Below are 21,709 nucleotides of genomic sequence, written 5' to 3'. Positions count from 1 at the left end.
CACCTCCCGTTGGCTGTCAGCAGAAAATCATGCACCCACGCAGCGGGATTAAATTAACCACTATTACTGACTTATTAATTGATTATTTATCCCGTTTGATACGCTCTCATTGCCCCTCTTACTATGCCTGCGACCTATCCATTGCCGATGCAACTATCGGCTTTCAAACTGGCATAGCAAAGTGGAAAACACATGATCACCACAGACGGGAATAACGCAGTCGCCTCGGTGGCGTACCGCACCAGCGAAGTCATCGCCATCTACCCCATCACCCCCAGCTCGGCCATGGCTGAGCAGTCGTCGGCCTGGTCGAGCGAACGGGGCAAGAACCTGTGGGGGGATGTGCCCCGGGTTGTCGAGATGCAGTCGGAAGGGGGGGCCATCGCCGCCGTCCACGGCGCCCTGCAGACCGGCGCGCTGGCGACCTCGTTTACCTCGTCGCAGGGGTTGCTGCTGATGATCCCCAACCTCTACAAGCTGGCGGGTCAGCTCATTCCCTTCGTGCTGCATGTGGCGGCGCGCACCGTGGCGACCCATGCGCTATCGATCTTTGGCGATCACTCGGACGTGATGGCGGTGCGCCAGACCGGCTGTGCCATGCTCTGTGCCAGCAATGTGCAGGAGGCGCAGGACTTTGCCCTGATCTCCCAGATAGCGAGCCTCAACAGCCGCCTCCCCTTTATCCACTTCTTCGACGGCTTTCGTACCTCTCACGAGATCGCCAAGATAGCGCCGCTCGCTGACGACACCCTGCGCGCCCTGCTGCCCGCAGATGCCATCCGTGCCCATCGTGACCGGGCGCTCACCCCCGACAAACCGGTCATTCGCGGCACCGCCGCCAACCCGGACACCTACTTCCAGTGCCGGGAGGCGAGCAACCCCTGGTATGACGCCGCCTATGGCCATGTGAGCGAGGCAATGCAGGCTTTTGGCGAGCAGACCGGCCGCCACTACCGGCCGTTTGAATATGTCGGCCACCCGCAGGCGGAGCGGATTGTGGTGCTGATGGGCTCGGCCATCGGCACCTGTGAAGAGGTGATCGAGCGCCTGCTTGCCCAAGGGGAGAAGGTGGGGCAGGTGAAGGTGCGGCTGTTCCGCCCCTTCTCGGCCGAGCACCTGCTGGCCGTGATTCCCGAGAGTGCCCGCGCCATCGCCGTGCTGGATCGCACCAAGGAGCCGGGCGCACAGGCCGAGCCCCTCTATCTCGACGTGATGACAGCGCTGGCCGAAGCTGTCAGCCGGGGCGAGCGGGCAAGCCTGCCGCGGGTTATCGGCGGTCGCTATGGCCTCTCCTCCAAAGAGTTCGGCCCCGCCTGCGCGCTGGCGGTGTTTGCCGAACTGGCGCAAGAGAACCCGCGTCCACGCTTTACCGTCGGCATCTTCGATGACATCACAGGTCTCTCGCTACCGCTGCCCGCGCTGGATTCGCAAAGCCCCATCCACGGCCAGCAACACAAGCTGGAGGCGCTCTTCTACGGCCTTGGCAGCGACGGCACCGTCTCGGCGGCCAAGAACAGCATCAAGATCCTCGGCAACCACACCGACCTCTATCCGCAGGGCTATTTCGTCTACGACTCCAAGAAGGCGGGCGGCCTCACCGTCTCTCACCTGCGGGTGGGCGAGCGGCCGCTCCAATCGGCCTATCTGGTGGAAGAGGCGGACTTTATCGGCTGCCATCAGTGGCAGTTTGTCGACAAGTACCGGATGGCGGAGCGCTTGAAAGCGGGCGGCATCTTCCTGCTCAACACCCCCTACAGCGAAGCGGATATCTGGCAACGTCTCCCCAGCGAGGTGCAGCACGCCCTGCGCGAGAAAGAGGCGCGCTTCTACATCATCAACGCCGCCAAAATTGCCCGCGACTGCCAGCTCGGCAACCGCATCAATACCGTGATGCAGATGGCCTTCTTTCAGCTCAGCGCCATCATTCCCCCCGCAGAGGCGACCAGCCTGCTGAAGCAGGCCATCGCCACCAGCTATGGCAGCAAGGGACAAGCGCTGGTCGAACGCAACTGGCAGGCTCTGGAGGCAACCTGCGCCGCACTGACCAGGGTGCAACTTGGCGAGCTGGATCCTGCCAGCCGCCCGCGCCCACCGGTGGTTTCGGCCAAGGCCCCCGACTTTGTCCAGACCGTCACCGCCGCCATGCTGGCGGGGCTGGGTGACAGCCTGCCGGTCTCCGCCTTCCCGCCGGATGGCACCTGGCCGGTCGGTACTACCCGCTGGGAGAAGCGCAACATCGCCAAGGAGATCCCCATCTGGGAAGCGGAGCTCTGTACCCAGTGCAACTACTGCGTCGCCGCCTGTCCCCACTCGGCCATTCGCGCCAAGGTGGTAGAACCGGATGCACTGGCCGCTGCTCCCGCTACCCTGGATGCGCTGGATGTGAAATCCCGTGACATGCGCGGCCAGCAGTACGTGCTGCAGGTGGCGCCGGAGGATTGCACCGGCTGCAATCTCTGCGTTGAGGTGTGCCCGGCCAGGGATCGCAGCAACCCGGATCGCAAGGCGATCAATATGGCTTCGCGCCTCGATCACCTCGACGAGCAGAAGGCCAACTACGACTTCTTCCTCGACCTGCCAGAGCGCAGCGCCGAGCAGCTGGAGCGCATCGACATCCGCACCTCCCAGCTCATCTCGCCGCTGTTTGAATACTCGGGCGCCTGCTCCGGCTGTGGCGAGACCCCCTATATCAAGCTGTTGACCCAGCTCTATGGCGATCGGCTGCTGATTGCCAACGCCACCGGCTGCTCGTCCATTTATGGTGGCAACCTGCCTACCACCCCCTACACCACCAACGCCGACGGGCGTGGGCCGGCCTGGGCCAACTCGTTGTTTGAAGACAACGCCGAGTTCGGACTGGGCTTCCGTCTTACCGTCGATCAGCACAGGGAGCGGGTGCGCCGTCTGCTGGCGAGCCTGGGCGACACCATACCGGCAGCGCTGCGCGAGGCGCTCGGCGATGCCACCCTGCCGGTTTCCGAGCAGCGGGCCCATATCCAGCAGTTGCGAGCGCTTCTGCAGGAGAGCCAGACCCCGGCAGCCCAAGAGCTGGCTCGCGATGCAGACTATCTGGTGGAAAAATCGGTCTGGCTCATCGGCGGCGATGGCTGGGCCTACGACATCGGCTTTGGCGGGCTCGACCATGTGCTGAGTCTGGGGGAGAACATCAATGTGCTGGTACTCGACACCCAGTGCTACTCCAACACCGGCGGCCAGCAGTCGAAGGCGACGCCACTCGGTGCCAGTACCAAGTTTGGCGAGCAGGGCAAGCGCAAGGGGCGCAAGGATCTCGGGGCCAGCGTGATGATGTATGGTCACGTCTATGTGGCGCAGATCTCCCTCGGTGCCCAGATGAACCAGACCGTGAAGGCGATTCAGGAGGCGGAAGCCTACCCGGGGCCGTCGCTCATCATCGCCTACAGCCCCTGCGAGGAGCATGGCTACGACATGGCCGAGAGCCACGAGCAGATGAAACAGCTGACTGCCACCGGTTTCTGGCCTCTCTACCGCTTCGATCCGCGCCGCGCTGACGAGGGCAAGTTGCCGCTGGCACTCGACTCGCGGGCACCCAATGCCTCGCTGGCCGAGACCTTGCGCCATGAGCCCCGCTTCCAGCGGCTGGAGCGCCAGCTGCCGGAGGTGGCCAGCCAGCTCTATCAAGAGGCAGAGCAGGAGGCCAATCGCCGCTTCGCCTGGCTGAGCCAGCTGGCGGGCAAGGAGAGTCCGGCGCAGGAGTAACCTGAGAATGGCTTGATGGCAACAGCCACTCTATTCGCCAAATAACAATCAGGGCTCCCCGCGGGGAGCCCTGATGCTAGCTATGGTGAGCCTATGTCGGCGCAGGTCAAATCAGGCGCTGATAGATGCCAGCTCGTGGCGTTTAAGAGCGAGCAGTGTGATGAGTAGCGCCAGCGTGGCGATCAGTGCCATGCCGATATAGGTTGCGCTGAAGCCCGGGGCCAGCAGACCGGGGGCGAGTCGGCTCAGATCGCCATCGCTGCCGGCTGGCAAGCGCAAGTGGAACAGCATGGAGCAGATAGCCACGCCAACGGCACCGCCTAGCTCCCGCCCGAAGTTGAACAGCGACATACCGATGCCGCGATCCTGCCGTGGCAGGGCATTTTGCACCACCACCGAGAGGGCGGGCAGCACCAGACCCAGACCAATACCGGCAAACCCGAGCGCCAGTCTGACCCAGGCATCGAAGTGGATCTGCCAGAGCGCCACCGCGGCCAGCGCAAACCCGACCGCAACAAAGCTCTTGTAGTGACCGGTACGGCCAATCAGCTTGCCGCCGACAAAGGCCCCAGCGGTGATGCAGATCATGAAGATGACCATGATGGCGCCGCTCTCGCTGGCGCTCATCCCCTTCTGCCACTGCATCTGCAACGGCAGATAGACCAGCACGGCAAACATCAGCAACTGGGAGAGCATCACCAGCAGCACACTCACCAGATAGCCGGGCAACCGGGCCAGATGGGCGGGCAATATGGGGTCGTGGGCGCGCCGTTCAATCAGAATCAGCAGCAGCAATGCAACGCCCAGCGCCGCCGAAAGCCAGACGGCGGGCAGCGCCGCTTCCGGCGAGAGCAGCAACAGGGTGAGCGTGGTGACGGTAATCAGCAGACCCGCCCCCTTCCAGTCGAAGCGACTGTGGCGACGCACGTTGAGCTGCTTGAGGTTGCGGTTGATGAGAAAGACTGCCAGCGCCCCGAGCGGCAGATTGATCCAGAAGATCCAGCGCCAGCTGAGCTGCTCGGTGAAGTAGCCGCCGAGCAAGGGGCCAGCGATACTGGAGACCGCATAGACCGCCGAAATGTAGCCCTGATATTTGCCCACCTCCCGCGGCGGAATGGTGTCGGCAATCACGGTAAACGCGAGGGCAATCAGACCGCCGCCCCCCAGCCCTTGCAGCACCCGCGCTGCCAGCAGGGTCCGCAGATCCTGGGAAAGAGCACAGGCCACCGAGCCCGCCAGAAACAGGCCGATGCCGATATTGAGCATCCGCACCCGACCAAAGAGATCGCTCAGCTTGCCATAGAGGGGCAGCACGGCGGTGGCCGCCAGCAGGTAGGCGGTGACCACCCAGGTGAGGGCGGCACCGGCATGCAGCTCGGCGCCAATCATGGGCAGCGGGGTAGTGACGATGCTCTTTTCCAGTGAACCGAGCGCGATCACAAGCGCCACACTGGAGAAGATGGTTTTGGGGGACATTTTCGAGGTCATAAGCGGACTCGCAGATCTGATATGCCAAAGTATCCGGCAATGAACGGATTATTGTCTCACAAATCAGCAAGAGATAGAAAAAACGGCGGCCACAATCTGCCCAACCATGAGGCCGATCCCACAAAACGCCGACCGTTTCTGCTAGCCTGCCCTATTTGATTCGAGGAGCCCCCATGAGCGAGCGTGAGCAGTACGGGTTTGATCACTACGATGCCCTGATTTTCGATATGGATGGCACTTTGGTAGATTCCATGCCCCTCCATCTGGATGCCTGGGAGCTTACCTGCGCCGAATTCGGCATCCCCTTCGAGCGGGATCAGCTCTATCAGTACGGCGGCATTCCCACCCGCAAGATCATCGCCATGCTGGCCGAGCAGCAGGGGCTGACGGTGGATGTCGAGGCTTTTACCCGTCGCAAGATTGCCCTCTATATGGAACATATCGACAAGGTCAGCGTCTTTCCCAAGATGTGGGAGCTGGTCAGGCACTATCACGGCAAGGTCAAGATGGGGATTGGCACCGGCTCACCGCGCAATCAGGCGGACTCCATCCTCAAAAGCACCGGGCTCGATGCCTATATCTCTGTGGTGGTCAGCGCCGATGATGTCACCAACCACAAACCGCATCCCGACACCTTCTTGCGGGTGGCCGAGCTGCTCGGCGCCAATCCCGCCAACTGTCTGGTGTTTGAAGATACCCGGATCGGGCTTGAGGCTGGCAAGGCGGCAGGGATGGATACTCTACTGGTAATGGAAGGCGAACTGCACCAGAGGTAGATCGCAAGCGGACAGCGGCAACATGGCGCCACCTCGATGGTGCCATGATGCTGTTCAACTCGCGGATAAAGGGTTCTCCTGCAAACAGGAGACGAGCGTCGGCCCAGTGGCAACTGTCAAGGAGAGTGCATCGACCATGGCTTCCTCCTTCCATGCCTGATGCTGGCGCAACAACGCCAGTGCTTCAACCGGCGTATCTGCAAAGATGGGGGCCGCCATGGCGGCAAATCCCTGCTCAACCAGTTGACGACGCTCATCGCTATAGCGCGGGGCATTGGCATCGAGATAGGTAAGCGCCTGGCCCAGCGTGAAAAAGTGATAGTTGGGCATCGAATGACCCTCAAAAATAAAGTGCCATTCTACTCCTTTCTGCTCCATTTCCAGCCTTAAACCCTTGTCCATCCGGTGATCTCGTTCACATTTTTGTTAACAATCCCGCAGACAACCATGCCACGGCAGCTGGCCTCGCCCGCGACCCTTTCATCCCTGGCAGGCTGTAGACTACAACCGGCGCAGAGAGCCCGATCCATAGCGCTGCGTCGAGCCAACGTCATCCTCTCTTGACCATGCCGCACCCGGTCAGCCGATATATTGCCAACCCTGGTCACCTCGATATGGGACCACTGGGCTGTGTCACGCATATTTCACCAGATACATAAAAAGATAAAAACGCTCCGAGTCTTGGCCAACCGTCAGCCTACCGATAATTAACAAGCATCCCCCATGCAAATATTTGAATTATATTCCAGCCACATCTTTAACTACTGTTACAGTAATGTCTGCTAACATATTTTTGCGCGGCAAGATAGATGACTAAAAAAACATAAAGTACATATCTATGCACAATAAAATAGTTTGATGGCAGCTTGATGCATCGCATTAACCCTTTCTTTACACTCCTTCACTGCCAAGGTATCTGCCCCAACCCCCGCCCGGACTGGACTATTGCTCGATGCATGGCCATTGGCGGACAAACAGGTGACTATTCAGCATGAATTGAATAGCAATCACATTAAATTTGCACCCATTGAGCCATCTCATAGAAATGCAATCAGCGGTTTGCAACCCCTGATAGCCACTCATAGAATCGCAGCGTCTGAAATATCTACCCTGTCCTCTCCTCCCTTATTGCTCTCAGTAATTGAGTGGATCACAAATAATAACCGGGGATGCCGCCGCTGGCGCAGTGGCCATGGCGCACAACGAGATGGGGTAAACCTGTACCTGAATGAACAACAAATATTAAAAAGAGGCATATCTATGAGTGGCACCATCATCAAGTCGGCAAGAAATACCCCCCATGCACCCCAGGATCTGGGCCCCTGCACCCAAACGGTGGCGTTTTCTCATTACAACAATATCTCCGCCCAGCTGCCGGTCGATCCCGCCACCGGCAAGATGGTAAGCGGCGATGTCACCGCGCAGGCCAGACAGTGCCTGAGCAACCTCAAGGCGATCATCGAGAGCATCGGCCATGTGATGGACGATATGGTGAAAGCGACCATCTTCCTGAAAGAGATGGCGGATCTGGAGGCGGTCAACGCCGTCTATCGCGAATTCTTCCCGGGCTATCTGCCGACCCGCACCACCCTCGCCGTCGCCGCCCTGCCGCTGGGTGCGCTGGTGCAGATTGATGCCATCATCTCCAACGGCGAAGGCACCTTCCCGCAAGATCCTTGCCCGCTGGTGAAGCTCGCCCGCAACAGTGACAAGGCGCCGCACAATCCGCTCTCCACCCATACCGTGGCCTTCTCCCACTACAACAATATCGGCGCCCAGCTGCCGGTGGATGCAGCCTCGGGCCAGCTGGTTGCTGGTGGCATCAAGGAGCAGGCGGGCCAGTGCCTGCGCAATATCAAGGCGGTGCTGGAGAGCATCGACGTGCCGTTTGACGATATCGTCAAGGTCACCGTCTATCTGACCGATCTGGCCGATCTGGAGGCCGTCAACGAGGTCTACACCACCTTCTTCCCCGACTCTGCCATTGCCCGCGCCGTGGCCTACCTGCCTGCCCGCTCGGTGGTCAGTGCCGCCGCCCTGCCCATGGGGGCACGGGTGCAGATGGATGCGGTCATCTCCCACGGTGACGGCACCCCGCCGCAACTGGTGGAAGACCGTCACAATCTGGTGATCCGCGCCCGCAATACCGACAAGGCACCGCGCAGCCCCTTGCACACCCAGACCGTCGCCTTCTCCCACTACAATCATCTCTCTGCCCAACTGCCGATTGACCCCGCAACCAGCAAGATCCTGGCTGGCTGCATCAAGGAGCAGACCGCCCAGTGCCTGAGCAATATCAAGGCGATTGTGGAGAGCATCGGCCATGTGATGGACGATATCGTCAAGGTGAATATCCAGCTCGCCAATATCGCGGATCTGGATGCGGTCAACGCCATCTACACCAAATACTTCCCGGGTTATCTGCCTGCCCGCACCGTATTCGGGGTCAGTGAGCTGCCCGCTGGCGCCCTGGTGCAAATGGATGCGGTGATGTCCAACGCGGAAAGCACCCCGCCGCAGGCGTAAAGGTTGCGGAAATAAAAAAAAGACCGGCTATATGCCGGTCTCTTTTTACATGCCAGACAAAGGGGTAGCCCCTCAGCCCTCAATATCGCGGTTCCTGATCGCCACTCTGACCGCCTCTGCCGTGGTGGCTACACCGAGTCGACGGCGAGCACTGCGCAGATGGTTCTCGACCGTGCGCACCGAGAGTTTCAGGGTGGTGGCGATATCGGCATGGCGCCAACCCCGGGAGACCCACTCCAGCACTTCGCGCTCGCGCCCAGTGAGGCCACGCTCGTGACCCGCTACCGGCATCTCCATCAGCCGACGAGCTGCATGAAAAGCCGCCGCCGCGATCAGCGCAAGGCCAACCCGAGTGTGGGAGCTGGCATCGATCTGATCGCCGCCAAAGCTCATCGCCCCTTCCAGTCCCAACGGCCCATAGACGGGTACCTGCAAGCCATGTCGGCCCGGCCCCTCAGGCTGGCGAACGATACGGTACTGCTCACCAACGGCACCAACCGTTTTGCTCCAGAAGAAGGGCTGGTCTCGCTCCCTGATATGCATCGCCATCGGGCACTCGCGCATATAGGCATGCAGGTCGACCGCCTCGCCGCTCTCCAGCCACTCCCCTCCAGCCAGTAGAGATGCTCGACCACCCCCTCCTCGCTGGCACTGATGGAGAAGAGCGCAAAGCGGTGATACCCCAGCGGGGTGGCAAAAGCGCGCACCAGCTGCTGGATCTCCTCCAGCCGCTGGCACCCTTCCAGCGCCACCGCGACCTGCAGCGCATTCGCTGGCGATGACGACAACCTCATCGCTTGGCAACCGCCTCCAGCAAGGTGGTAGCAGCCAGCTTGCCGAGGTTATTGCCCGCCAGCGGGCTGTCACCGGTCAGCAGATTGCGATCCCGGCACACCTCTCCCGAGATGCCGTTGTTGACGATCTCAAAGCCAATCTCTTTGAGCCTCTCGCCAAACTTCCAGGTAAGGTGGCCAGGCATATAGCCAATTGCCGGGGTCTGGGCATCCAGCTCATCGGGGAAAGCGCAGATCTTGTAGCCCGCGAAGGTCTCTGGATTGGCCACCGCCAGCAGCGCAGCAGGCCCGTGACAGAGGGAGATGATGAAGCGATCGTTGGCCATCGCCCACTCCAGCAGCGCTTTCACCTCGGCACTCTCCGGCAGCCCCATCAGGGCGCCGTGGCCGCCGGGAATAAAGACGCCGATATAGTCCGAGTCGGCGGCCAGCGCCTGTTTCAGCAGGTCGGCCAGCTTGGCCGGTTGGCGGAACTGCGCCTGATATTTGCCATAGAGCCCCAGCACCTCTTCGTCTTCGCCGGGCATGGCCCACCACTCGAACTTGACCGGATTGCCGGAGAGGGTGGCCACGTCAAAGGCAAAGCCCGCCTTGTCGAGGTGATACATGGGCAGCAGGGTTTCGACCGGATGGTTACCGGTGGAAAACAGGGTGCCGTTGTCGGTGGGCAGATAACGCTCATCGGCACCGATCAGCAGGATCTTCCAGCGCCCCTCCCGATAGGGAGCGGGATAGTCAGCCCCGGCAAGGTCAGATTTGCGCGAGGTGAACTGGCTCAGGGAGTAGGGCGACGGAAAGAAAGCATTCTGCTCTGCCGGATCCGGGGTCGGTTGTTTATCGTCAACAAGCATATCGGTCATGGGTCAGGCTCCAGTAGTGGTGGACTCGGTCTCACAGTATTGACTGGCAGAGACCAAGTAAATGAGGGTTTTCCCTCAACCGCCATGACGATGGCAAGAGGTGTGACCGCGCTGCGACAAAACCTGAACAGAATCCCCGCCAGACTTAGGCCATCGCGGCAAATGCCCTGACGATGGCATCCATGACCGCCCTGACCCGCGCGGCATGCTGCACATCCTGATGGGTCACCAGCCACACATCGTAGGATTGCTGTAACTGCCGCTCGGGCCAGACCCGCACCAACCCGGCTTGCTCGGCAAGCGGAACCGCCACCTCGCCAAGCCCCAGCCCCATCAGCAGGGCCTGACGCAGCATCAGGCTGGTATTGACCCCCGCGGCGACCGTGGCCCCCTCGGCCGCCTCTTCGAGCATCATTGGCGAGCGAGCGCTCTGCCAGTGGGGCTCATACACCACCAGCGAATGGCCCGCAAAACCGGTGCCCGCTTCGGGAATGCCATGGCGAGCCAGATAGTCGGCGGAGGCATACAACCCGACCGGCCAGGAGGCCAGCTTGCGAATAATCAGGTCGGGATTGTCCGGCTTCACCGTCCGGATCGCGATATCCGCTTCCCGCAGGGACAGATTGACCACCTGGGTCGAGGTATTGAGGATGACCCTGATATCGGGATAACGCTGATGCAGCTCGGTCAGGGCCGGTATCAGAAAATCCATCCCCAGGGTGTCTGTGGTCGCCACACTGACCTCCCCAACCAGGCGGTTGTCGACCCCTTGCGCCGCCCGCACAAAATCAATGGCTGCCAGCTCCATCTGCTGGGCGCTGGCCAGCACTATCTCTCCGACATGAGTCAGCACATACCCTTTGGATGTGCGGAGAAACAGCGTGGCCGCCAGACGATGCTCCAGTGCGGCAATCCGCCTGCCAATGGTGGCCTGATCGACCCCGACCACACGGGCGGCGCCCCTCAGGCTCCCTTCCCGATGCAACGCCAGAAAAATTTTCGCATCATCCCAGTTCATCACGACTCCCGGTTGAAATGCATTTTTGCATTACAGGTGAGGGATAATACTGCGTTTATTCATCAGCAATCTCCACTATCTTGGTGCTCATCCCATCCGGGGAACCTCATATCACCTCGTTACAAGGAGCCGCTGATGCATAACGCCTATTCCATTCCCGCCACCATGAGCGCGGTAGAAATTACCCAGCCCGGTGGCCCCGATGTCTTGCAACTGACCACCCGCGCCACACCGGCGCCCAAGCCCGATGAGGTTTTGATCCGGCACTATGCGACCGGCATCAATGGGCCGGATGTGATGCAGCGCAAGGGGCTCTACCCGCCTCCGGCAGGAGCATCGGATATTCCCGGGCTGGAGGTTGCCGGGGTCGTGGTCGCCAAGGGGGAGCAGGTTACCCATCTCAAGGTTGGCGACAAGGTCGCCGCGCTGATTTCGGGTGGCGGCTATGCCGAGTACAGCGTCGCCCACCAGAGCAATGTCCTGCCCCTGCCGCCCGGATTGAGCTTTGTCGAAGCCGCGGCGCTGCCGGAAACCTTTATGACGGTCTGGTCAAATATGTTTGAACGGGGTCAGTTTAAAAAAGGGGACATTATCTTGATCCATGGCGGTGCCTCCGGTATCGGCACGACAGCCACCATGCTGGCCAAGGCATTTGGCGCCGCCAAAATCATCACCACGGTCGGCTCACCCGAGCAGCAGACCGCCAGCATCAAGCTGGGCGCGGATGTGGCCGTACTCTACAAGGAGGAAGATTTTGTCGAGGTCGTGCATGCCGCCACCGATGGGCATGGCGCCGACATCATTCTCGATATCATTGGCGGGGAGTATGTCGCGCGCAACTATGCGGCGGCCGCCATCAATGGCCGCATAGTCCAGATCGGCATTATTGCGGGCGCCGCCCCCAATCTGGATCTGTTTCCCATGCTGCAAAAGCGGCTGACCCATATCGGCTCTACCCTGCGCTCGCGTACTCCTCAGGAAAAAGCCGAACTGATTGCCCAACTGCAAACTCATGTCTGGCCATTTATCGAACGCGGCGAGGTCAAACCGCAGGTTTACCAGACCTTCCCGCTGGATGAGGCCGCTGCCGCTCACCATTTGCTGGATTCAGGCCGTCATATCGGCAAGCTGGTATTAACCATGGCGCCGTTGTCGTCAGATTGATAAAGCCCATCGTGAAGCAGGCCGAGGTGGATGCGGTGATGTCCAACGCGGAAAGCACCCCGCCGCAGGTGTAAGGGTTGCAATAAATAGAGACCGGCTATATGTCGGTCTCTTTTTTGGTAACAGGAGGGAGCATTATTTTTATGGCATCGTCTTAATGAACGTGAACGTTCGATTACGCTTCGCTAATTTAACCTACGAACTACGAGCTAGCTCAAATTGATATCGTAACCTTCGATGCGTAAAACAACATGATTCTGTCGTAAGGTTTTCATGATTAACTATCAATCGTCACCCATCATTACATCCTATTTATATTGATGCATTGACAACAATTGTTTAGCAACCCCATCATAACCAGGGAATATACGTGCGGAGTCATAGCCCAACTTATCTAAAATACGACTCCCTTTAGCTGCTTCGCTACACGGTAAAATAAATCTCTTAAAAATATTAGGCACTCTAGTATCATGCTTAATTTGAGAAATTATTAGTTCATCTAATGGTCTTCTATCTGTTAGCGCAGCGACCTGACCCAACATCATAGCTTGTAGCTCTGAAGTATGAGGCTGAACCATAATAGGCCAATGTGTAAATAATCCTTTTTGTGCACTGATATTGGGGTTCGCGGCATAATGAGGGGTTACGAAATTGACATTAATCGAATTAACTGTAGGTTTTAAAAAAGAAAGGTACTCTTTATTTAAAGCCCAAACGCATAACTTTGTATTTTTATTTAATGCTCCTCTAAATGCAAAATATAATGCAACATAAATATCATATGTCCAGTCGAGTAAACGAGTTGGTATCCCATAATGTTGAGCAAGCCCTGCAGTTTCTAATAAATCACTGGGAATCCATGTTTCACTATAATTATTATTTGTCATCCCCATAAAATCAAAATCCTGAGACAAATTTTCTCGAACTCTTGATGATACTGGAACGTCTAAACCACGTTGGTCTGCCAGTCGATAAAATGAACGCAACAGATGATATTCAGCAGAAATTTGCCACCTTTGCCATAGATGCTGTGGCTCTATAGGCTTACCCAAACCGCAAACATGCCAGAATTGATCAATATATTCTAGCCGCAATGCAGTCGGAATTAGTTTATAGTGTTCTTGCCCATGCCCTCGAAAAATATAGCCATTAATATCAGTTTCATTTCCCCAAGGGGATATAAATTCAAAAAGTTCCTCTACCTTTCCAAATTCAACTGTTTCTATCATAGAAAGTCACCACAATCGTATTTTTCACATAACAACCATTCATTGACACTCAATGCAATATAAGTAACTAATTTATTTTTAACAGTTTCCATATTTGTAGGCATCGCAACGATTTTATAAAAAAAGCGCCTCCCGAAGGAGGCGCTTTTCAGTTCTATACACAGCAATTAGCTATTACAGGGACTCTGCGGTCGCAACCACGTTTTCCACGGTAAAGCCGAATTCCTTGAACAGCAGCTCGGCCGGTGCAGACTCACCGAAGGTGGTCATACCGATGATCTTGCCGCCGAAACCGACGTACTTGTACCAGTAGTCAGCGATGCCGGCTTCGATGGCCACACGCTTGGTGACGGAGGCCGGCAGGACGGACTCTTTGTACTCGGCAGACTGGGCGTCGAACACGTCGGTAGACGGCAGAGAGACCACACGCACGGCACGGCCCTTGGCAGTCAGCTGCTCATAGGCGGCAACGGCCAGTTCCACTTCGGAACCGGTGGCGATCAGGATCAGCTCCGGCGTACCGGCGCAATCCTTCAGCACGTAACCACCCTTGGCGGTATCAGCCAGCTGCTGGGCAGTACGGTCCATCTGAGCCAGGTTCTGACGAGAGAAGATCAGAGAGGTCGGGCCGTCGGTACGCTCGATGGCGTGTTTCCAGGCGATGGCAGATTCAACTTGGTCACACGGACGCCAGGTGCTCATGTTCGGAGTCAGACGCAGGGAGGCGATCTGCTCAACCGGCTGGTGAGTCGGGCCATCTTCACCCAGACCGATGGAGTCGTGGGTGTAAACGAAGATAGCGCGCTGCTTCATCAGGGCGGCCATGCGCAGGGCGTTGCGAGCGTACTCCATGAACATCAGGAAGGTAGCGCCGTAGGGGATGAAACCACCGTGCAGGGCGATACCGTTCATGATGGCGGACATGCCGAACTCGCGTACACCGTAGTGGATGTAGTTGCCGGAGGCATCGTCGTTGGTCAGGGACTTGGAGCCGGACCACATGGTCAGGTTGGACGGAGCCAGGTCAGCAGAGCCGCCCATGAACTCCGGCAGCAGCTTGCCGAAGGCTTCCAGAGAGTTCTGGGACGCTTTACGGGTCGCAATCTTGGCCGGGTTGGCTTGCAGGGTTTCGATGATCTTGGCGGATTCGGCAGCCCAGTTGGCCGGCAGTTCGCCAGCGGTGCGGCGCTTGAATTCGGCAGCCAGCGTCGGGTGAGCGGCTTCATAGGCGGCGAACTTGGCAGCCCAGTCGGCTTCCAGTGCAGCGCCCTTCTCCTGAGCGTTCCACTCGGCAGCGATATCGGCCGGGATAACGAACGGCGCGTGGTCCCACTTCAGGAAGGCACGAGCAGCTGCGATCTCGTCGTTGCCCAGCGGTGAGCCGTGGCAGTCGTGAGAACCGGATTTGTTCGGGGAGCCGTAACCGATGATGGTGCGGCAGCAGATCAGGGTCGGCTTGCCGGTCTCGGCCTTGGCGGCTTCGATGGCGGCGTTGATCGCTTCCGGGCTGTGACCGTCAACAGCCGGGATAACGTGCCAGCCGTAAGCTTCGAAACGCTTGACGGTGTCGTCGGTGAACCAGCCTTCTACGTGACCGTCGATGGAGATACCGTTGTCATCCCAGAACGCGATCAGTTTGCCCAGTTGCAGGGTACCTGCCAGGGAGCACGCTTCGTGGGAGATACCTTCCATCAGGCAGCCGTCGCCCATAAAGGCGTAGGTGTAGTGGTCAACGATGTCGTGGCCCGGCTGGTTGAACTGCTCAGCCATGGCTTTCTCGGCGATCGCCATACCAACGGCGTTGGTGATGCCCTGACCCAGCGGGCCAGTGGTGGTTTCCACGCCCGGTGCATAGCCGTACTCCGGGTGACCCGGGGTGCGAGAGTGCAGTTGGCGGAAGTTTTTCAGATCGTCGATGGAGAGGTCATAACCGGAGAGGTGCAGCAGGGAGTACAGCAGCATGGAGCCGTGGCCGTTGGAGAGAATGAAACGGTCGCGGTCGGCCCACTTGGGGTTGTTCGGGTTATGTCTGAGGTGGCTACGCCACAGCACTTCGGCGATATCCGCCATTCCCATGGGGGCGCCCGGGTGACCGGAGTTGGCTTTTTGAACGGCATCCATACTCAATGCACGAATGGCATTGGCAAGCTCTTTACGAGAAGGCATCTGAATCTCCTGCGATTGCTTCATTTGATGGCCAAGATTAAGGCGCGTTATTGTCCCAGCAGGGCGCGCGGCGTGCAAATATTATCTGGATGAATAAAGTGGCTTTGGGAGGACAATCGCTTTTCTTGCCCTCTATTGGCCAAAGCAACCAGAGAAAAACGTTTGATTTCCATCCCTTTCGGGATAGGAGAGCACCGCTTGTGACCCATTGGACACTGCGCGACAAAATAGTGCTGGCAATCGCGGGGGGCGCTAATTAATATAGACGTCCAGATGTAGATACCTCTACACCATCCCATTCACCCGGTTATTGCTGTGGCGATAACCCAGACAAGCTGAGATTCATATCATGGCAAAGCTGTTTACTTCCGAGTCGGTCTCCGAAGGCCATCCAGACAAGATTGCGGACCAGATCTCCGATGCGGTACTGGACGCCATCCTCAAGCAAGATACCAAGGCCCGTGTCGCCTGCGAGACCCTGGTCAAGACCGGTATGGTCATGGTGGCCGGCGAAGTAACCACCTCTGCCTGGGTTGATATCGAAGAGATCGTGCGTGATACCGTGCGTGAAATCGGCTACACCCACTCCGACATGGGCTTCGACGCTGACTCCTGCGCCGTGCTGAACGCCATCGGCAAGCAGTCCCCGGACATCAACCAAGGTGTTGACCGCAGCGATCCGCTGGAGCAGGGCGCTGGCGACCAGGGCCTGATGTTCGGCTACGCCACCAACGAAACCGACGTGCTGATGCCGGCCCCCATCACCTACTCTCACCTGCTGGTGAAGCGTCAGGCTGAAGTGCGCAAGAACGGCACCCTGCCGTGGCTGCGTCCGGATGCCAAGAGCCAGCTGACCTTTGCCTACGACGACGCAGGCAAGATCATCGGTGTCGATGCCGTTGTACTGTCTACCCAGCACGCTGAATCCATCAGCCACAAGGATCTGGTTGAAGCGGTACGCGAAGAGATCATCAAGCCGGTGCTGCCGGCCGAGTGGGTCAACAAGGACACCAAATACTTCATCAACCCGACCGGCCGTTTCGTTATCGGCGGCCCGATGGGTGACTGCGGTCTTACCGGTCGCAAGATCATCGTCGACACCTACGGCGGCATGGCTCGTCACGGTGGTGGCGCCTTCTCCGGTAAGGATCCGTCCAAGGTTGACCGCTCCGCTGCCTACGCCGCCCGCTACGTTGCCAAAAACATCGTGGCCGCCGGTCTGGCCGATCGCTGTGAAATCCAGATCTCCTACGCCATCGGTGTGGCCGAGCCGACCTCCATCAGCGTCGAGACCTTCGGTACTGCCAAGGTTGCCGAGGATCTGCTGGTCAAGCTGGTACGCGAGCACTTCGAACTGCGCCCGTATGGTCTGATCGAAATGCTGGATCTGAAGCGCCCAATCTATCAGGCCACCGCTGCCTACGGTCACTTCGGTCGCGACGAGTTCCCGTGGGAGCAGACTGACAAGGCCGAACTGCTGCGTTCCGCCGCTGGCCTGTAAGGCTCGCTGTTGTGATAAAAGGGGAGCCTGGCTCCCCTTTTGCTTATCCGCCATTTGACGAGATGTTGATGTCTGCCACCCCTGCCCAGCTTGTCGCCCTGCTGCAACAACGCGTAGAAGCCTGCTTTGTGCAGGCCGAGGCGCGCCTTGGCCGCACCTTCCCCCGCCCGCGGATCTACTGCAATATGCGGGGCCGGGCGGCGGGATCTGCGCGGCTGCAAACTTGGGAGCTACGCTTCAATCCCGCCCTCTATCAGGCCAACCAGCAGGCGTTTCTGGATGAGGTCGTGCCCCACGAGGTGGCCCATCTGCTGGTCTATGCCCTGTGGGGTGAAGGTCGCGGCAAAAGCCGGGTCTTGCCCCACGGCCGTCAGTGGCAATCGGTGATGCGGGAGGTGTTCGGCCTTGAGCCCAGAACTACCCACAGCTTCGATCTGGCGGTATTGGCCCAGCGCACCGTGCCCTATCGCTGCCTCTGCCAGCAGCATCAGCTCTCTATTCGCCGCCACAACAAGGTGGTGCGCGGCGAGGCCCGCTATCACTGCCGCCGCTGCAAGCAGCCGCTGGAGCGGGAACGGCCGGAGCCAGAGCAGTAAGCCAGCTTGTGTCGCGCCCCTGTGGTAGGGTGCCCGCCATCGTTCGTCAATCACCCCGTTTGCAAGGAATCCCATGCGTTTCATCTCCTCCCTCGCCCTGACCCTGCTGGCCGGTTTACCGCTGCTCAGCTCCCCCCTGCACGCCCAGACCTTTCGCGAAGCCAAGCAAGATCTGGTGAAGCTCTATCGCAGCCAACCTGCGGTCACCACCTTCTACTGCGGCTGTGACATCGACTATCAGGGCAAGAAAATGAGCCCGGATCTCGCCAGTTGCGGCTATGAGCCGCGCAAGCAGGCCAAACGCGCCGCCCGCATCGAGTGGGAACACGTGGTCCCGGCCTGGGAGTTCGGCCACCAGCTGCAGTGCTGGCAGGATGGCGGTCGCAAGAACTGCGAGAAGGTGAGCCCGGAGTTCAACAAGATGGAGGGGGACATGCACAACCTCTTCCCCGCCATTGGCGAAGTGAACGGCGATCGGGCCAACTACCGCTTCTCCGACTGGAACGGCAAGCCGGATCAGTACGGCCAGTGTCAGATGCTGGTGGATTTCAAGGATCGTCGGGTGCAGCCGCCCAAGGGGCCGGTACGGGGCCAGATTGCCCGCGCCTACCTCTACATGAGCCAGCAGTATGGGCTGCGTCTGGCAGCGCAACAGCGTAAACTGTTTGAAGCTTGGGACAGGCAGTACCCGGCAGAGGGCTGGGAGTGCGAGCGCAACCGCCGCATCGGCAAGCTGCAGGGCAATACCAATCCCTTTATTGAAAAGCAGTGCCAATAACCCCATCTATGGACACAAGGGATTTAAAATCCCTTTTCTTGAACCCGAGACTGACACTGAGCCATGCGCATTCCACGTATCTATGAACCGGCCACCCTGCAAGTTGGCCAGACCATCACCCTGTCGGAAGACGGCGCCAACCATATCGGCCGGGTACTGCGCATGCAGCCGGGCCAGCAGCTCGAGCTGTTCAATGGCGATGGCAATCAATATCCCGCCACCATCGCCAACGTCGGCAAGAAGTCGGTGGACGTGACCATCGACAGTTGTGACGCCCAATCGGTGGAGTCACCGCTGGCCATCCACCTCGGTCAGGTGATCAGCCGTGGCGACAAGATGGACTTCACCATCCAGAAATCGGTGGAGCTGGGCGTCACCTGTATCACCCCGCTCTTCTCCGAGCGCTGCGGCGTCAAGCTGCCAGCCGATCGACTGGAGAAGAAGCGCGAGCAGTGGCAGAAGGTGGTGATCAGCGCCTGCGAACAGTGCGGCCGCAACGTGGTGCCCGAAGTGCGTATGCCAATGGAGCTGGACGCCTGGCTGGCGGAAGAGACCAAAGAGCTCAAGCTCAACCTGCACCCGCGCGCCGAGTACAGCATCAACACCCTGCCCGTTCCCGAGCATGGCGTGCGCCTGCTGATTGGCCCGGAAGGGGGCTTGTCGAGCGACGAGATCGCCCGTACCGTGCAGGAAGATTTCAAAGAGATGCTGCTGGGGCCGCGGGTGCTGCGCACCGAAACCGCCGCACTGACGGCGATAACTGCGCTGCAGTGCCGTTTTGGCGATCTGGCCTGAAGCAGGTTTTAAGAATCTCACTCGCAATCGAGCCACAAGAAGGATATTCGGATGACCATTAAACTCGGCATCGTGATGGACCCCATCTCGGCCATCAACATCAAGAAAGATTCCAGCTTTGCCATGCTCGAAGAGGCGCAAAAGCGCGGCTATGAGCTCTTCTATCTGGAGATGAAGGATCTCTACATGGAAGCCGGTCGAGCCTTTGGCACCATGCGCCCGCTCACCGTCAAATATGACTATGCCGACTGGTACACCCTGGGCGAGGTGGTGGATCAGCCCCTCTCCAACCTCGATGTGATCCTGATGCGCAAGGATCCGCCGTTCGACACCGAATTTATCTACGCCACCTACATGCTGGAGCGGGCCGAGGATGAGGGTTGCCTTATCGTCAACAAGCCGCAGAGCCTGCGTGACGCCAACGAGAAGCTCTACACCGCCTGGTTTGCCGAGCACACCCCGACCACGCTGGTGACCCGCCGCGCCGACAAGCTGCGCGCTTTCCACGCCCAGCACAAAGACGTGATCCTCAAGCCGCTGGACGGCATGGGCGGCGCCTCCATCTTCCGCATGAAGGAGGATGACGCCAACGTCGGTGTGATTATCGAAACCCTGACCGCCCACGGCAGCCAGTACTGCATGGCGCAGACCTATCTGCCCGCCATCAAGGATGGCGACAAGCGGGTACTGGTAGTGAACGGTGAGCCGGTTCCCTACTGTCTGGCGCGCATTCCGGCGCAGGGGGAAACCCGTGGCAATCTGGCGGCCGGTGGCCGTGGTGAAGCACGTCCCCTGAGCGAAGCCGACTGGGCCATCGCCCGCGCAGTGGGCCCGACGTTGAAAGAGAAGGGGCTTATCTTCGTTGGCCTCGATATCATCGGCGACCGCCTGACCGAGATTAACGTCACCAGCCCGACCTGCATTCGCGAGATTGAAGCGGCCTTCGACGTGCACATCACCGGTATGCTGATGGATGCCATCGAGCATCGGCTGGGCAAATAATCACCAGGAAGGCTAACCGGCCTGTTGTGGGGTAACCGCCCCCGACAAGCCCGAAAAAAGAGAGGGTGGCCCGGCGCCACCCTCTCTGTTTCAAGACAATCCGGACAGGGGCGGGATCTCGCCCAGCCCAAAAAGCGGTTTTTCCCATGGGGATCAACTGCCATAATTGACCTCAAATACCTTTGCACTATTTGGCCTCTATGCAAACACTGCAAAATCACTTCCTGCTTGCCATGCCAAGCCTGACGGATCCTTACTTCGAGCGTTCGCTGGTCTATCTGTGCGAGCACAACGAAGAGGGCGCCATGGGACTGGTCGTCAACATTCCGGTGGAGATGTCGCTGGAAACCATGCTGACCCAGCTCCAGCTCAATCCGCCCAACAACCCGGAACTCAAGCAGCCGGTGCTGCAAGGGGGGCCGGTTCACGCCGATCGCGGCTTCGTGCTGCACAGCTTCCGACCCGGTTTCAACTCCACCCTACAGGTGGGGGATGAGATGATGGTGACCACCTCCAAGGATATTCTGGAAACTCTGGGTACAAGCGAGGCCCCTGCCCATTGGCTGGTGGCCCTTGGCTATGCCGGCTGGAGCGCCGGGCAGCTGGAGCAGGAGCTGGTGGATGGCGCCTGGCTGGTGATCCCCCCCAATCCGGCCCTGGTGTTCAAGACCCCCATTCACAAACGTTGGCAGCAAGCCGCCGCCAGCATAGGGGTGAACCCGGTTCACCTCTCCAGCGATATTGGCCACAGCTGATCGGCTGGCCCGCACCGCTCTCTATTTCGAGGATTTATCAGTTATGTCATCACGCAGCATCATGGGCTTTGACTATGGCACCAAGAGCATTGGCGTCGCCATCGGTCAGGAGCTGACAGGCACAGCCCAGCCTCTGCGCGCCCTCAAGGCCAACGACGGCATCCCCAACTGGGACGAGATTGAGAAGCTGCTCAAGGAGTGGCAACCGGACCTGCTGGTGGTCGGCCTGCCGCTGAACATGGATGGTACCGATCAGGAGATCACGGTACGGGCCCGCAAATTCGGCAACCGGCTGCATGGCCGTTTCGGCAAGCCGGTGGAGTTCAAGGATGAGCGACTCACCACCACAGATGCCCGCGCCCGTCTGTTTGAGCGAGGCGGCTATCGCGCGCTGGAAAAAGGCAGTGTGGACGGAGTATCGGCGCAGCTGATCGTCGAAGCCTGGATGGAAGAGCAGTACAACTAAGCCATCAACAGCAAGGCAAGGGTCGCAGCCCTTGCCTTGTCTCGCACTATCCTCCCC

At 59.1% G+C, this 21,709-nt stretch carries 18 protein-coding genes; 11 read left to right on the top strand and 7 right to left on the bottom strand.

Annotation, left to right across the window (positions count from 1 at the left end):
* Positions 1-192 precede the first annotated feature (192 nt).
* On the top strand, positions 193-3,738 hold the full coding sequence (gene nifJ / locus G5332_RS13175; RefSeq protein ID WP_421311277.1) for a pyruvate:ferredoxin (flavodoxin) oxidoreductase: 3,546 nt from the start codon (positions 193-195) through the stop codon (positions 3,736-3,738).
* A gap of 111 nt (positions 3,739-3,849) precedes the next feature.
* Here the strand turns inward: nifJ and G5332_RS13170 are convergent, their stop codons facing one another.
* Positions 3,850-5,214 (bottom strand): MDR family MFS transporter, encoded by a 1,365-nt coding sequence (locus G5332_RS13170; protein ID WP_421249704.1) that lies wholly within the window; start codon positions 5,212-5,214, stop codon positions 3,850-3,852.
* A gap of 185 nt (positions 5,215-5,399) precedes the next feature.
* On the opposite strand from G5332_RS13170, the gene G5332_RS13165 reads away from it, so the two are divergent.
* Positions 5,400-6,002 carry an HAD family hydrolase gene (locus G5332_RS13165; RefSeq protein WP_421172810.1) on the top strand — a complete coding sequence of 201 codons (603 nt, stop codon included), beginning with the start codon at positions 5,400-5,402 and terminating at the stop codon, positions 6,000-6,002.
* A gap of 54 nt (positions 6,003-6,056) precedes the next feature.
* Here the strand turns inward: G5332_RS13165 and G5332_RS13160 are convergent, their stop codons facing one another.
* On the bottom strand, positions 6,057-6,404 hold the full coding sequence (locus G5332_RS13160) for a hypothetical protein (RefSeq protein WP_254204217.1): 348 nt from the start codon (positions 6,402-6,404) through the stop codon (positions 6,057-6,059).
* An 858-nt stretch (positions 6,405-7,262) separates the two neighbouring features.
* Between G5332_RS13160 and G5332_RS13155 the strand changes: the two genes are divergently transcribed.
* Entirely contained in the window at positions 7,263-8,528 is a 1,266-nt protein-coding gene (locus tag G5332_RS13155) for a RidA family protein (protein ID WP_421249705.1), read from the top strand.
* 72 nt (positions 8,529-8,600) lie between these two features.
* On the opposite strand, the gene G5332_RS13150 is transcribed toward G5332_RS13155, so the two are convergent.
* The 3 genes from G5332_RS13150 to G5332_RS13140 form a co-directional block, all read right to left on the bottom strand.
* Positions 8,601-9,077, bottom strand: coding sequence for a LuxR C-terminal-related transcriptional regulator (locus tag G5332_RS13150; RefSeq protein WP_236726875.1), 477 nt, complete (start codon positions 9,075-9,077; stop codon positions 8,601-8,603).
* A gap of 241 nt (positions 9,078-9,318) precedes the next feature.
* Positions 9,319-10,182 carry a glyoxalase III HchA gene (gene hchA / locus G5332_RS13145; RefSeq protein ID WP_323969944.1) on the bottom strand — a complete coding sequence of 288 codons (864 nt, stop codon included), beginning with the start codon at positions 10,180-10,182 and terminating at the stop codon, positions 9,319-9,321.
* A gap of 145 nt (positions 10,183-10,327) precedes the next feature.
* Positions 10,328-11,200 (bottom strand): LysR family transcriptional regulator, encoded by an 873-nt coding sequence (locus G5332_RS13140; protein ID WP_042055160.1) that lies wholly within the window; start codon positions 11,198-11,200, stop codon positions 10,328-10,330.
* A 135-nt stretch (positions 11,201-11,335) separates the two neighbouring features.
* On the opposite strand from G5332_RS13140, the gene G5332_RS13135 reads away from it, so the two are divergent.
* On the top strand, positions 11,336-12,364 hold the full coding sequence (locus G5332_RS13135; RefSeq protein WP_376888696.1) for an NAD(P)H-quinone oxidoreductase: 1,029 nt from the start codon (positions 11,336-11,338) through the stop codon (positions 12,362-12,364).
* Positions 12,365-12,672: 308 nt separating this feature from the next.
* On the opposite strand, the gene G5332_RS13130 is transcribed toward G5332_RS13135, so the two are convergent.
* Both G5332_RS13130 and tkt read right to left on the bottom strand, forming a co-directional pair.
* Positions 12,673-13,593 (bottom strand): FRG domain-containing protein, encoded by a 921-nt coding sequence (locus tag G5332_RS13130; RefSeq protein WP_376888698.1) that lies wholly within the window; start codon positions 13,591-13,593, stop codon positions 12,673-12,675.
* A gap of 174 nt (positions 13,594-13,767) precedes the next feature.
* Complete coding sequence (gene tkt / locus G5332_RS13125; protein WP_149153405.1) at positions 13,768-15,759, bottom strand: transketolase; 1,992 nt, start codon at positions 15,757-15,759, stop codon at positions 13,768-13,770.
* Positions 15,760-16,108: 349 nt separating this feature from the next.
* Here tkt and metK point away from each other — a divergent pair, with 349 nt between their 5' ends.
* The 7 genes from metK (at position 16,109) to ruvX (ending at position 21,652) form a co-directional block, all read left to right on the top strand.
* A complete protein-coding gene (gene metK / locus G5332_RS13120; RefSeq protein ID WP_005343827.1) occupies positions 16,109-17,260 on the top strand; it encodes a methionine adenosyltransferase in 1,152 nt (383 codons plus the stop codon).
* A 68-nt stretch (positions 17,261-17,328) separates the two neighbouring features.
* Positions 17,329-17,856 carry a SprT family zinc-dependent metalloprotease gene (locus G5332_RS13115; RefSeq protein ID WP_075114977.1) on the top strand — a complete coding sequence of 176 codons (528 nt, stop codon included), beginning with the start codon at positions 17,329-17,331 and terminating at the stop codon, positions 17,854-17,856.
* 73 nt (positions 17,857-17,929) lie between these two features.
* A complete protein-coding gene (locus G5332_RS13110) occupies positions 17,930-18,634 on the top strand; it encodes an endonuclease (RefSeq protein WP_376888701.1) in 705 nt (234 codons plus the stop codon).
* A 63-nt stretch (positions 18,635-18,697) separates the two neighbouring features.
* Positions 18,698-19,429, top strand: coding sequence for a 16S rRNA (uracil(1498)-N(3))-methyltransferase (rsmE, locus tag G5332_RS13105; RefSeq protein WP_376888703.1), 732 nt, complete (start codon positions 18,698-18,700; stop codon positions 19,427-19,429).
* A gap of 51 nt (positions 19,430-19,480) precedes the next feature.
* Positions 19,481-20,431, top strand: coding sequence for a glutathione synthase (gene gshB, locus G5332_RS13100; protein ID WP_421249711.1), 951 nt, complete (start codon positions 19,481-19,483; stop codon positions 20,429-20,431).
* A 200-nt stretch (positions 20,432-20,631) separates the two neighbouring features.
* Positions 20,632-21,186 (top strand): YqgE/AlgH family protein, encoded by a 555-nt coding sequence (locus G5332_RS13095; RefSeq protein ID WP_005349793.1) that lies wholly within the window; start codon positions 20,632-20,634, stop codon positions 21,184-21,186.
* A 43-nt stretch (positions 21,187-21,229) separates the two neighbouring features.
* Complete coding sequence (gene ruvX, locus G5332_RS13090; RefSeq protein WP_005343821.1) at positions 21,230-21,652, top strand: Holliday junction resolvase RuvX; 423 nt, start codon at positions 21,230-21,232, stop codon at positions 21,650-21,652.
* The last annotated feature ends 57 nt before the right edge of the window (positions 21,653-21,709 follow it).

Origin of the sequence: Aeromonas sp. 603757 (assembly GCF_049171255.1) — a bacterium.
GTDB lineage: Bacteria > Pseudomonadota > Gammaproteobacteria > Enterobacterales > Aeromonadaceae > Aeromonas > Aeromonas veronii_A.
Note: the sequence above shows the minus strand (reverse complement) of the source record. Positions and strands in the feature narration are given on the sequence as shown.

Excerpts from the sequence above, each read along its gene's own strand:
- nifJ (WP_421311277.1), top strand. The coding sequence starts at position 193 with ATGATCACCACAGACGGGAATAACGCAGTCGCCTCGGTGGCGTACCGC.
- G5332_RS13170 (WP_421249704.1), bottom strand. The coding sequence starts at position 5,214 with ATGTCCCCCAAAACCATCTTCTCCAGTGTGGCGCTTGTGATCGCGCTC.
- G5332_RS13165 (WP_421172810.1), top strand. The coding sequence starts at position 5,400 with ATGAGCGAGCGTGAGCAGTACGGGTTTGATCACTACGATGCCCTGATT.
- G5332_RS13160 (WP_254204217.1), bottom strand. The coding sequence starts at position 6,404 with ATGGACAAGGGTTTAAGGCTGGAAATGGAGCAGAAAGGAGTAGAATGG.
- G5332_RS13155 (WP_421249705.1), top strand. The coding sequence starts at position 7,263 with ATGAGTGGCACCATCATCAAGTCGGCAAGAAATACCCCCCATGCACCC.
- G5332_RS13150 (WP_236726875.1), bottom strand. The coding sequence starts at position 9,077 with ATGGCGATGCATATCAGGGAGCGAGACCAGCCCTTCTTCTGGAGCAAA.
- hchA (WP_323969944.1), bottom strand. The coding sequence starts at position 10,182 with ATGACCGATATGCTTGTTGACGATAAACAACCGACCCCGGATCCGGCA.
- G5332_RS13140 (WP_042055160.1), bottom strand. The coding sequence starts at position 11,200 with ATGAACTGGGATGATGCGAAAATTTTTCTGGCGTTGCATCGGGAAGGG.
- G5332_RS13135 (WP_376888696.1), top strand. The coding sequence starts at position 11,336 with ATGCATAACGCCTATTCCATTCCCGCCACCATGAGCGCGGTAGAAATT.
- G5332_RS13130 (WP_376888698.1), bottom strand. The coding sequence starts at position 13,593 with ATGATAGAAACAGTTGAATTTGGAAAGGTAGAGGAACTTTTTGAATTT.
- tkt (WP_149153405.1), bottom strand. The coding sequence starts at position 15,759 with ATGCCTTCTCGTAAAGAGCTTGCCAATGCCATTCGTGCATTGAGTATG.
- metK (WP_005343827.1), top strand. The coding sequence starts at position 16,109 with ATGGCAAAGCTGTTTACTTCCGAGTCGGTCTCCGAAGGCCATCCAGAC.
- G5332_RS13115 (WP_075114977.1), top strand. The coding sequence starts at position 17,329 with ATGTCTGCCACCCCTGCCCAGCTTGTCGCCCTGCTGCAACAACGCGTA.
- G5332_RS13110 (WP_376888701.1), top strand. The coding sequence starts at position 17,930 with ATGCGTTTCATCTCCTCCCTCGCCCTGACCCTGCTGGCCGGTTTACCG.
- rsmE (WP_376888703.1), top strand. The coding sequence starts at position 18,698 with ATGCGCATTCCACGTATCTATGAACCGGCCACCCTGCAAGTTGGCCAG.
- gshB (WP_421249711.1), top strand. The coding sequence starts at position 19,481 with ATGACCATTAAACTCGGCATCGTGATGGACCCCATCTCGGCCATCAAC.
- G5332_RS13095 (WP_005349793.1), top strand. The coding sequence starts at position 20,632 with ATGCAAACACTGCAAAATCACTTCCTGCTTGCCATGCCAAGCCTGACG.
- ruvX (WP_005343821.1), top strand. The coding sequence starts at position 21,230 with ATGTCATCACGCAGCATCATGGGCTTTGACTATGGCACCAAGAGCATT.